Source organism: Sphaerotilus montanus (assembly GCF_013410775.1).
GTDB lineage: Bacteria > Pseudomonadota > Gammaproteobacteria > Burkholderiales > Burkholderiaceae_C > Sphaerotilus > Sphaerotilus montanus.
The window spans coordinates 3,286,550-3,297,928 of record NZ_JACCFH010000001.1 but is presented as its reverse complement, the minus strand read 5'-3'; the positions used below and the strand labels follow the sequence as shown (position 1 = coordinate 3,297,928).

The following is an 11,379-nucleotide window of genomic DNA, read 5'->3' as shown; positions in this document are numbered from 1 at the left end:
GGGGTTCGCCGCCATTCTTCCGCCCGAGGTCCGGAACTGGAGACCGATAAGCGCGCCCTTTCTCGGCGTATTCCCCCCAGGCAGCCCCCACCCACAACCCTGGACGCGTCAAGCAGGAAAAAGGCGGCCAGAGGCCGCCTTGATCCGATCTTGGGCGCGTTCAGCGCCCTCCCCGCTGCATCAGCGCGGTGCCACGCTCACCCACTGCCATTCCAGCCAGTTGTCCGCGCGGTGCACCACGGTCACGTTCTGCCGCGCCGCCCAGGGCACGAACTGGCGGTGCAGCGGGATGTGGTGGACCTGCGCGTTGTGCTCGGCGAAGACCTGCCGGATCAGGGCCTGGCGCTTGCCCACATCGGCTTCCTTGCTGGAGGCCGCGGCCAGCGCGTCAAGCTTGTCGTTCTTCACGTTGCCGAAGTTCCAGTCGCCCACGCCCTTGTCGGCGCGGCGGCGGTAGATCGGGGTGAAGGTGGTTTCAGGGTCGGTGATCGAGCCGCCCCAGCCGAGCAGGTAGAGGCTCGTGTCCAGCTTCTGCAGCTTGGGGAAATAGGTCGCGCGCGGCATGGCGTTGACCCGCACCTTGACCTTGAGCTGCGACCACATGCCCGCCAGCGCGACGCAGAGTTCTTCATCGTTGACGTAGCGGTTGTTCGGGCAGTCCATGCCGACCTCGAAGCCGTCGGCGTAGCCCGCATCCGCCATCAGCTTGCGGGCAGCGGCCAGGTCGAACGGCAGGCGGCGCTCGATCTCCGGATCGTTCAGGCTGCCCAGCGGGCTCGGCACCACGGCGCCGGTCGGGATCGCCTGCCCGTTCATCAGCTTGGTCTTGATCGCCTCGATGTCGATCGCCTGGTAGAGCGCGCGGCGCACGCGCACGTCCTTGAACGGATTGGTATCACCCGGCACCTGGCCGTAGAGCAGCTTGTCGCGCGCCTGGTCCATGCCGATGAAGAGCACGCGGTTCTCCACGCCCTCGACCACCTTGACGCCGGCCGTGCTCTTCAGACGCGCCACATCGCGGGGCGCCGGGTCCAGCACGAAGTCCACCTCGCCCGAGACCAGCGCGGCGAGCCGGGTCGCGTCGCTCTTGATCGGGGTGTAGACGACCTCCTGCAGATTGCCCTCGAACTTGCCCCACCACGCCGGGTTGCGCTTGTAGGTGGTCTTGATGTCGGGCTGGCGGCTGACAAGGACGAAGGGGCCGGTGCCGTTGGCATTCATCGCCGCGAAGCTTTCTTCCTTGTTCTTGAAGTCCTGTGGCTTGGTGACCCGGTGCTTCTCGGCCCAGGCCTTGCTCATGATGAAGAGCGTGTTCATGTGCTGCAGGAAGACCGGGTTCGGCTCGGCGAGGCGGAACTCCACCGTCAGTGCATCGATCTTGCGCGGCTCGCCGACCTGGTTGGCGTAGGCGATCAGGTTGGAACTGGGCTCGCGGGCGCGCAGGATGGAGAAGACCACATCGTCCGCGGTGAAGGGCGAGCCGTCGTGGAACTTCACGTTCGGCCGCAGCTTGAAGCGCCACGTCAGCGGCCCGGTCTGCTGCCACTCGGTGGCGAGCTGCGGAACGATGCCGAGCTGCTTGTCGCGGCCGACCAGGGTCTCGTGGACCTGGGCGTTCATCTGGTTGGTCAGCGACTCGTTCTGCGAGTGCGGGTCCATGGTCTGCGGATCACCCTGGGTCGCCCAGCGCAGCGTCTGGGCCGAGGCAGGCAAGCCCAGCGCGGCGGCCAGCACGGCAGCAGCGACGGTGGGCAACAGCGAACGGACGGTGGACATGGGGCAGGCTCCTTCAAACAGCGATGGGGGCAGTGTAGGCGGATCGTCCGTGCAATGTTCCCGCACAGGCGGTCTTGACTGGCATCAAGACGGGGCGAGGGAATACGGGCACAGTCCCGCCATGGACACCTCCGTCACCACCGCCGACCCGGCCCATCCCGCCGATCCCGCCCTGTGCGAATGGACCTTGCCCATCGACGGCATGACCTGCGCCTCGTGCGTGGCGCGGGTCGAGAAGGCACTGAAGAAGGTGCCGGGCGTGGTCGAGGCGGAGGTGAATCTGGCGATCGAGCAGGCCCACGTCGTGGCCCGCGCCGACACCGCCACCCGCGAGGCACTGCAGGCGGCCGTGAAGCGCACGGGCTTCAGCGTGCCGGACGAGGTCGCGGAGGGTGCGCCGCCCCCCGTCGTCGCCGAGCCCTGGCTGGGTGAAGGCCGCCGCGTGGCGATCGCGGCGCTGCTGTCGGCGCCGCTGGTGCTGCCGATGCTGGCGGAACTCTTCGGCGGGCACTGGATGCTGCCGGGCTGGCTGCAATGGGTGCTGGCCACGCCCGTGCAGTTCTGGCTCGGCGCGCGCTTCTACCGCGCCGGCTGGGCCGCGCTGCGCAGTGGCAGCGGCAACATGGACCTGCTGGTCGCGCTGGGCACGAGCGCGGCCTATGCGCTGTCGGTGTGGCTGCTGCTGAGCGACACCTCCGGGATGCCGCACCTGTACTTCGAGAGTGCCGCCGTGGTCGTCACGCTGGTGATGCTGGGCAAGTGGCTGGAGTCGCGCGCCAAGCACCGCACGGTGGACGCCATCCGCGCGCTGCAGGCGCTGACGCCGGCGTCGGCCCACGTGATCGGCCCCGACGGCACCGAAGCCGACCGGCCGCTCGGCCGGCTGCGGGTCGGCGACCGGGTGGTGGTGCGGCCCGGCGAGCGCATCCCGGTCGACGGCGAGGTGCTCGAAGGCGCGAGCCATGTCGATGAATCGCTGCTGACCGGCGAGAGCCTGCCGGTGGCCCGCGAACCCGGGCAGCGCGTGACGGGTGGCGCCGTCAATGGCGAAGGCCGGCTGGTCGTGCGCACGCTGGCCATCGGCGCCGAGACCACGCTGTCGCGCATCGTGCGGCTGGTCGAGTCGGCGCAGGCGAAGAAGGCGCCGATCCAGCGGCTGGTCGACCAGGTGAGCGCGGTATTCGTGCCGGCGGTAGTCGTGATCGCCGTCATCACGCTGCTGGGCTGGGGCCTGACAAGCGGCGACTGGACGATGGCCGTGCTGCGGGCAGTGGCGGTGCTGGTGATTGCCTGTCCGTGCGCGCTGGGGCTGGCCACGCCGGCGGCGATCATGGTCGGCACCGGCGCGGCGGCGCGCCACGGCATCCTCATCAAGGACGCGCAGGCGCTCGAACTCGCCCACGCCGTGCGCATCGTCGCCTTCGACAAGACCGGCACGCTCACGGCCGGCAAGCCGGCGCTGGTCGGCCATGTGGCGGCGCCGGGCCAGTCGGACGAGGACGTGCTCGCCTGGGCGGCGGCACTGCAGTCGGGCAGCGAGCATCCCCTGGCCCGCGCCGTCGTTGCAGCGGCTGCCGGCCGGACCATCGCGACCGCCGAGCAGATGTCCGCGCAGGCTGGCCGCGGCGTGATGGGCATGGTGCAGAGCCGTGCGCTGCGGCTGGGCAGCCGGCGCTGGATGGATGAACTGGGTGTGCCGGTCGCACCGCTACAGGGCACGGCCGACCAGTGGCAGTCACAAGGTCAGACCCTGGCCTGGCTGGCACAGGTTCCCGCGGACAGCGCCACCGGTCAGCCCATGCTGCTCGGGCTGCTGGCCTTCGGTGACACGGTCAAGCCCGGCGCCCGCGAAGCGATCGCGCAGTTGCACGCGCTGGGCGTGCGCACGCTGCTGGTCAGCGGCGACAACCGCGATGCGGCAGGCGCCGTGGGCCGGGAACTCGGCATCGACGAAGTGCGCGCCGAGGTGCTGCCGGGCGACAAGGCCGGCGTCATCGCCGCCTTGCGGGCCGATGGCACCCGGGTGGCGATGGTAGGCGACGGCCTGAACGACGCTCCGGCGCTGGCCGCGGCCGATGTCGGCATGGCCATCACGCACAGCGACGGCACGGGCACCGACGTGGCCATGCACGCAGCCGGCATCACGCTGATGCGTGGTGACCCCCGTGCGGTGGCGGAAGCCATCGACATTTCGCGCCGCACGACGGCCAAGATCCGCCAGAACCTGTTCTGGGCGTTTGCCTACAACGTGGTGGGCATTCCGCTGGCGGCATTCGGCCTGCTGAGCCCGGTGGTGGCAGGTGCCGCGATGGCCGCCAGCAGTGTCAGCGTGATCAGCAACGCCTTGCTGCTGGCGCGGTGGTCACCACGCGGGCGGTGAGCCACCGGGACAGACCGTTCAGCGGAACTTGGCGTTCGGAACGACCTGCAGGTCGCTCGGCAGCGAGCCGATGTAGCTGGCCATCGACTGCAGTTCGGCGTTGGAGAACGGCTTGGCCATGCCGCCCATGATCGCGTTGCCGCGACCGACGTTGGCGTTGTTCTCGGTCTTGTAGGCCTTGAGCGCCACGTACAGGTAGTCCGCGTGCTGACCAGCCAGCTTGGGGTAGGTCCCGTCGATCGGCTTGTTCAGGCCTTCGCCGTGGCAGGACGCGCAGTTGCCCTTCTTGAGCAGCTCGGCCACGGCCGCGCTCGGTGCAGGAGCAACCGCCGTCGAAGCCGGCGCCTGGTGGCTGGCGTAGAACGCCGCCACATCGGCCATGTCCTGGTCCGACAGCGAGATGGCGATGCCGCGCATCGTCGGGTGCTTGCGCTCGCCCTTCTTGTAGGCGTTGAGCGCCGACACGATGTACTTCGCGCCCTGGCCCGAGATCATCGGCACCTGGTGGATTTCGGGGAAGCTGGCCCGGTAGCCCGGGATGCCGTGGCAGCCGATGCACATGGCGGCCTTCTTCTGCCCGTTGACTGGATCGCCCGCCGGGTTGTCCTGAGCATGCACGGAAGACACACCGGCTGCGAGTGCGAAAGCGACCGTGGCTATTATCTGTTTGCTCATATGGTGGTGTTGATGTCGATCAAGCAAAAACGCCGCGAATTATAGATTCGCATCAATGACAGGCGGACCGTTTTCGGAATGGCCGAAATTCGGTCGATGCCCTGACACCACATTCTCCGGCCCGCCCGCGCTGCTGTCATCCGGACTGTCACCATGACACTGCCATCCGTTTTGAGCACAATCCGGGCATGCGGCGCCGTTGCCGCGCGTTCCGGGACCAGCGATGACCCTCACCGAACTGCGTTACATCGTGGCCGTGGCACGCGAACGGCACTTCGGCCGGGCCGCCGAGGCCTGCTTCGTGTCCCAGCCCACGCTGTCGGTGGCCATCAAGAAGCTGGAGGAGGAGCTGGAGGTCAAGCTCTTCGAACGCGGCGGCAGCGAGGTCAGCGTCACGCCGCTGGGCGAGGAGATCATCCGCCAGGCCCAGGCGACGCTGGAAAGTGCAGCGTCCATCAAGGAAATCGCGCGCCGCGGCAAGGATCCGCTGGCCGGGCCGCTGCGGTTGGGCGTGATCTACACCATCGGTCCCTACCTGCTGCCCGATCTGGTGCGCAACGCCATCGACCACGTGCCGCAGATGCCGCTGATGCTGCACGAGAACTTCACCGTGCGGCTGCTGGAAATGCTGCGCACGGGCGAACTGGACTGCACCATCCTGGCCGAGCCCTTCCCCGACACCGGGCTGGCCATCGCCCCGCTCTACGACGAGCCCTTCATGGTGGCCGTGCCGCGGCACCATCCGCTGGCCTCGCGGGCCTCGATCTCCTCGGCCGAACTCAAGCAGCAGACGATGCTCCTGCTCGGCACCGGCCACTGCTTCCGCGACCATGTGCTGGAGGTCTGTCCCGAATTCGCCCGTTTCTCCAGCGACACCGAAGGCATCCGCAAGAGCTTCGAGGGCTCGTCGCTGGAGACCATCAAGCACATGGTGGCCTCGGGGATGGGCATCACCGTGGTGCCGCAACTGTCGGTGCCGGCGGACCACGGCACGCCGGACCACCCCTCGCTGCTGCGCTACATCCCGTTCAGCGACCCGGTGCCGACCCGCCGGGTGGTGCTGGCCTGGCGGCGCTCCTTCACGCGCTACGAGGCGATCGCGGCGCTGCGCAATGCCGTTTACCAGTGTCCCTTGCCGGGGGTACGCCGCGTGACCGACTGAGCCGGCGGGCGCATTCCGGGCCGACGAAGCGCATCACCGGCTCAAGCTGACGGCATCGATGCCGAAACCTGCAATGGGGACATGGTCCGTCATGTCCGGTTGCGAGTTTCCCGATGCCCTCCTCCCCGAAAACGAACCGATCCTCCTCGACGGCGCTGCGGCGTCGCGAGGCGGAGCGCCGCCGGACCGATCGGCGGAGTTCGGTCCAGTCTTCCGAGGCTGCCGTCGATGCGCGGGTGCGGCTGCGCCAGCATGCGGCGGTTCTGCGCACGCTGCCATGGATGGCCGGCATGTCGCTGGTGAACGCGCTGCTGCTGAGCTTCAGCGCATCCGCCCGGATCCCGCAGACACTGCTGCTGGTGTGGCTGACGGGGATCGTGGCACTCACGCTGGCACAGCTGCAGTTCTGGTTCAGCCACCGCCGGCAGCGGGTCACGTCGGTCTCGACCCGGCGCATCACCAGCTACGACCTGCATGCGGCACTCATCGGCGCGGTCTGGAGCCTGGCACCGGTCTCGCTGGCCTTCGACGGACAACCCGCCCACCAGCTCACCATCGGCCTGTCGATGGTCGCGATGCTGAGCGCCGGCACCTTCACGCTGCTGTCGATGCCGCGGGCCATGTACGCCTTCACCGGCGCGCTGAGCCTGGGCACGCTGGCCAGCTACGTCGGCTGGGGCTCCGGCCTCCAGACCTACGGGGTGGTGCAGTGGCTGGTGCTGGCGGGGCTGGCCGTCGGTGCCTCGCGGGGGGTGCGCCGCAATCTGCAGGCACGGGTGAGCGCCGAGGTCAAGGCCGAGCACCAGAACCAGCTCATCGGCCTGCTGCTGCGCGACTTCGAGGAACACGGCAGCGACGTGCTGTGGGAAATCGACTCGGCCGGCCGCCTCAAGCATGTCTCCAAGCAGTTCGCGGGTGCGCTGGGCCTGACGGTGGAAGACCTCAACGACCATTCGCTGCTCGCGCTGCTGGCCGATCTGCAGAAGAAGCTCAGCGAGGCCGACCGCGAATCCGCCAACACCCTGCACGAGCGGCTCACCCAGGGCCACCCGTTCCGCGACGTGCTGCTGCCGATGGTCATCCAGGGCAAGCAGCGCTGGTGGTCGATGACCGCCAAGCCGCTGGTGGACGAACGCGGCAGCGCCATCGGCTGGCGCGGCGTGGCCCGTGACGTGACCCAGGCGCGCATCGCCGACCGCCGCCTGGCCTGGCTGGCGCACTACGACACCCTCACCGGCCTGACCAACCGAGCGCACTTCCGCGTGCTGCTCGAAGGCGCCTTGCAGAACAGCCGCACGCGCCTCAGCCAGGGCGCCGTGATGTGCCTGGACCTGGACGGCTTCAAGAACGTCAACGACACCCTCGGCCACGCCACGGGCGACGCGCTGCTGGTCGAGGTATCCCGCCGCCTGAAGGAAGTCGTCGGGCGCAGCAATGTCGTGGCGCGACTGGGCGGCGACGAGTTCGCCGTGCTGCTGCGTTCGGTGCGCGAAGATGCCGAGATCGGCACCACCGCCCAGCGCATCGTGGACGCCATGCGTGCGCCTTGCGAAGTGATGGGGGCGGCCGTGCCGGTGCGGGTGAGCATCGGCATCGCGCGCTTCCCGCAGGACGGCACGACGGTCGACGAGATGATGCAGAACGGCGACCTGGCGCTCTACGATGCCAAGGCCTATGCCACCGGCTCGATGCGTTTCTTCGTCGCCCGGCTCGGCGAGCAGATCCGCCGCCGGCTGGTGCTGGAGCGCGACCTGCGCGAGGCGATGGAGAAGAAACAGCTCTCGCTGCACTACCAGCCCAAGGTCAGCCTGCACGACTGGGAAGTCATCGGCTTCGAGGCCCTGCTGCGCTGGAACCACCCGGAACACGGCGCGATCACGCCCGCCGAATTCATCCCGGTGGCCGAGGAAAGCGGCCTGATCCTGCCGATGGGCGAATGGGCGCTGACCGAGGCCTGCTGCCAGGCGGCGCGCTGGCCGGATCCGCTGCAGGTGGCGGTCAACATCTCGCCGGTGCAGGTCATGACGCACAACCTGCCCGAGGCCGTGCAGCGTGCGCTGCGGACCAGCGGTCTCGCGCCGGGCCGTCTGGAGCTGGAGATCACCGAATCGGTCTTCATCAACGACAACCGCGGCACGGTGGAGCGGCTGCACGCGCTGCGCCGGCTGGGCGTGCAGATCGCGCTGGACGACTTCGGCACCGGCTACTCCTCGCTGGCCTACCTGCGCCGCTTCCCCTTCGACACGCTGAAGATCGACCGCGCCTTCGTGCGCGAGTTGCTCATCAGCCGGGACGCGCGCTCCATCGTGCGCAACATCCTGGCGCTGGCCAAGTCGCTGCGCATGTCGACCGTGGCCGAGGGCGTGGAGGAGCCGCTGCAGGTCAATGTGCTGGAGGCCGAGGGCTGCAACATGGTGCAGGGCTACTTCGCCTCGCGCCCGATGCCGGCCGACCAGGTGCTGGAGTTCGTCCTCAAGTGGCGCGAGCGCGACCGGCCGCAGCGCCCGCGCGAGCTGGAACTCGAGGACACCCGCACCGCCGATCTGATGCCCTCGCTGCCCGAGACCATGCTCTGAACCGGGGAACGCGGTGCGGTGACGCGAGACAATCGCGGCCATGAATGCCACCGCCTCCCGCCCCGCCGACCGGCTCGCCCTCTACCTCGACCTGATCCGCTGGAGCCGGCCCGCCGGCTGGCTGCTGCTGCTGTGGCCCACGCTGACCGCGCTGTGGCTGGCGGCGAACGGGTTTCCGGGGCTGCACCTGCTGGCCGTGTTCACGCTCGGCACCATCCTGATGCGCAGCGCCGGCTGCTGCATCAACGACGTGGCCGACCGCGACTTCGACCGCCACGTCAAGCGCACCGCGCAGCGCCCGGTCACCAGCGGTGCGGTGTCGGTCAAGGAAGCGCTGGCGGTGGGCGCCGCGCTCGCCCTGGCCGCGTTTGCGCTGGTGCTGACCACCAATGCGCTGACGATCGCCTGGTCCTTCGGTGCGCTGGCGGTGACGCTGGTCTACCCCTACGCCAAGCGCTTCGTGTCGATGCCGCAGGCCGTGCTGGGCGTGGCCTTCAGCTTCGGCATTCCGATGGCCTTCGCGGCGACACGCGGCGAGATCCCGCTGCTGGCCTGGGGGCTGCTGCTGGGCAACCTGTTCTGGGTGCTGGCCTACGACACCGAATACGCCATGGTCGACCGCGACGATGACCTGAAGATCGGCATGAAGACCTCGGCCATCACGCTCGGCCGCTGGGACGTGGCGGCGATCATGGCGTTCTACGCGGTCTACCTGGCGGTCTGGACGTGGCTGGGCCTGCAAGCGGGGCTGGGTGCGCTGTTCCTCGCCGGCATCGCGGTCGCCGCCGCACAGGCGCTGTGGCACTGGACGCTGATCCGCGACCGCTCGCGCGACGGCTGTTTCCGCGCCTTCCGCGAGAACCACTGGGTGGGCGCGGCGGTCTTCGCCGGCGCCCTGCTCGACTACGCGCTGCGCTGAGCCAGCCGGCGCGCCATCGCCAGCGCGGCGACCAGACTCGACGCATCCGCCACGCCGCGCCCGGCCACGTCGAAGGCCGTGCCGTGGTCCGGACTGGTGCGCACGAAGGGCAGGCCGAGCGTGACATTGACGCCCTGCTCCACCCCCAGGTACTTCACCGGGATCAGCCCCTGGTCGTGGTACATCGCCAGCACTACGTCGAACTCGCCGGTGCGGGCGCGCATGAAGACCGTGTCGGGCGCATAGGGGCCGCGGGCGTCGATGCCTTCGGCACGGGCAGCCGCAATGGCCGGCGCGATGACCTCGATCTCCTCGCGGCCGAACAGCCCGCCCTCGCCGGCGTGCGGGTTCAGCCCGGCCACGGCGATGCGCGGCGTCGGCTGGCCCCAGCGCGCCGCACTCGCGTGCGCGATGCGCAGCGTGGACAGCACGGCGTCGAAGGTCACCCGCTCGATGGCCTCGCGCAGCGCGCAGTGCACCGTCACCAGCACGGTCTTGAGTTCCTCGTTGGCCAACATCATGCGGACGTCCGCCGGCTGGCCGTGGAGCGCGCTTTCGGCGGCGAGCATCTCGGTGTGGCCAGGATACGGCTCGCCCGCGGCGAACAGCGCTTCCTTGTGGATCGGCGCCGTGACGATGGCCGAGACCTCGCCGCGGCTGGCCAGCGCCACCGCGTCGCGGATGCAGGCCGCCGCGAGCCGGCCGCAGCGGGCGTCCACGGTGCCCCACGGCGCCTGCGCCAGTTCCGGGCAGCGCCAGCTCGGCAGCAGCACCGGCAGCGCGCCGGGCGGCACCAGCGGCAGATCGGCCACCGAATCGATCACGGCAATGGGCAGCTCCGGCACATCGGCCCGCTGGCGCCAGACTGCCGCCGCACGCCGCAGCACCGCCGGCTCGCCGATCACCAGCGTCTGGCCGGCCGGACCGGTGCGGCCATCGAGGAAGGCGCGGACGATGATTTCCGGGCCGATGCCCAGCGCATCGCCGAGCGTGACCACCACCGGAGGCGTGGCGGGAGATTGAACAGGGTCAAGGTGTGCCATGGGGCAATTGTCACGGAACGCGCGGAGCGGTCATGTCCGGTTGCTACACTCCCCCGCATGAACTGGCTGGACAAGATCACATGGACTGCGGAGGGCCTGGTGCCCGTGATCGCGCAGGAAGCGGGCACGAACGACGTGCTGATGTTCGCGTGGATGAACCGCGAGGCGCTGGCGCTCACCGCCGAGCGCGGCGAAGCCGTGTACTGGAGCCGCTCGCGCAACCGGCTCTGGCACAAGGGCGAGGAGTCCGGCCATGTCCAGCAGGTGCACGAGATCCGCATCGACTGCGACCAGGACGTCGTGCTGCTCAAGGTGACGCAGCGCGGCCACGAGCCCGGCATCGCCTGCCACACCGGGCGCCATTCCTGCTTCTACGAACGCCTGCTGCCGGGTGAAGACGGACAGCCCGCGTGGCAGCCGGTCGAGCCCGTGCTCAAGGATCCCCACACCATCTACGCCAAGCCATGACGACGCAGACGCCCCCGACCTCCCAGGACAGCCTGGCCCGCCTCGCCGAGGTCATCGCCTCGCGCCGCGGCGGTGATCCAGACAAGAGCTATGTCGCGCGCCTGTTCCACAAGGGCACCGACACCATCCTGAAAAAGATCGGCGAGGAGGCCACCGAGGTCGTGATCGCCGCCAAGGACGGCGACGCGCAGAAGATCGTCTACGAAGTGGCCGACCTGTGGTTCCACAGCGTCGTGGCGCTGACCCAGTTCGGGCTGACGCCGGCCGACGTGATCGCCGAGCTGGAGCGCCGCGAAGGCCTGTCCGGGCTGGCCGAGTTCGCCAGCCGGCCGAAGACCTGATCCCGATTCCGATCCGAATCCACCGACACCCAACCCCTG

The 11,379-nt window shown here is 69.3% G+C and carries 9 protein-coding genes; 6 read left to right on the top strand and 3 right to left on the bottom strand.

Annotated features, from left to right (window positions below):
• Positions 1–180: 180 nt before the first annotated feature.
• Positions 181–1,776 carry an ABC transporter substrate-binding protein gene (locus BDD16_RS15095; protein ID WP_246332564.1) on the bottom strand — a complete coding sequence of 532 codons (1,596 nt, stop codon included), beginning with the start codon at positions 1,774–1,776 and terminating at the stop codon, positions 181–183.
• A gap of 121 nt (positions 1,777–1,897) precedes the next feature.
• On the opposite strand from BDD16_RS15095, the gene BDD16_RS15090 reads away from it, so the two are divergent.
• Positions 1,898–4,156 carry a heavy metal translocating P-type ATPase gene (locus BDD16_RS15090; protein ID WP_375139077.1) on the top strand — a complete coding sequence of 753 codons (2,259 nt, stop codon included), beginning with the start codon at positions 1,898–1,900 and terminating at the stop codon, positions 4,154–4,156.
• An 18-nt stretch (positions 4,157–4,174) separates the two neighbouring features.
• Here BDD16_RS15090 and BDD16_RS15085 read toward each other — a convergent pair whose 3' ends face one another.
• On the bottom strand, positions 4,175–4,831 hold the full coding sequence (locus tag BDD16_RS15085) for a c-type cytochrome (RefSeq protein WP_179634704.1): 657 nt from the start codon (positions 4,829–4,831) through the stop codon (positions 4,175–4,177).
• A 223-nt stretch (positions 4,832–5,054) separates the two neighbouring features.
• On the opposite strand from BDD16_RS15085, the gene BDD16_RS15080 reads away from it, so the two are divergent.
• The 3 genes from BDD16_RS15080 to ubiA all read left to right on the top strand — a co-directional run bounded on the left by BDD16_RS15080 (position 5,055) and on the right by ubiA (position 9,488).
• The gene (locus tag BDD16_RS15080; RefSeq protein WP_179634703.1) at positions 5,055–5,993 is read left to right on the top strand and encodes a LysR substrate-binding domain-containing protein; all 939 of its coding nucleotides are present in this window, start codon (positions 5,055–5,057) and stop codon (positions 5,991–5,993) included.
• A gap of 113 nt (positions 5,994–6,106) precedes the next feature.
• On the top strand, positions 6,107–8,569 hold the full coding sequence (locus tag BDD16_RS15075) for a putative bifunctional diguanylate cyclase/phosphodiesterase (RefSeq protein WP_179634702.1): 2,463 nt from the start codon (positions 6,107–6,109) through the stop codon (positions 8,567–8,569).
• Between the two features lie 40 nt (positions 8,570–8,609).
• Positions 8,610–9,488, top strand: coding sequence for a 4-hydroxybenzoate octaprenyltransferase (ubiA, locus tag BDD16_RS15070; protein WP_179634701.1), 879 nt, complete (start codon positions 8,610–8,612; stop codon positions 9,486–9,488).
• On the opposite strand, the gene pdxA is transcribed toward ubiA, so the two are convergent.
• Positions 9,473–10,531: a 4-hydroxythreonine-4-phosphate dehydrogenase PdxA gene (gene pdxA / locus BDD16_RS15065; RefSeq protein ID WP_179634700.1), complete on the bottom strand. Its 1,059-nt coding sequence runs from the start codon at positions 10,529–10,531 to the stop codon at positions 9,473–9,475. The genes ubiA and pdxA overlap by 16 nt on opposite strands.
• A gap of 57 nt (positions 10,532–10,588) precedes the next feature.
• Here pdxA and hisI point away from each other — a divergent pair, with 57 nt between their 5' ends.
• Entirely contained in the window at positions 10,589–10,999 is a 411-nt protein-coding gene (gene hisI, locus BDD16_RS15060; RefSeq protein WP_179634699.1) for a phosphoribosyl-AMP cyclohydrolase, read from the top strand.
• Positions 10,996–11,340: a phosphoribosyl-ATP diphosphatase gene (locus tag BDD16_RS15055; protein WP_179634698.1), complete on the top strand. Its 345-nt coding sequence runs from the start codon at positions 10,996–10,998 to the stop codon at positions 11,338–11,340. The genes hisI and BDD16_RS15055 overlap by 4 nt, the downstream gene beginning before the upstream one ends.
• The last annotated feature ends 39 nt before the right edge of the window (positions 11,341–11,379 follow it).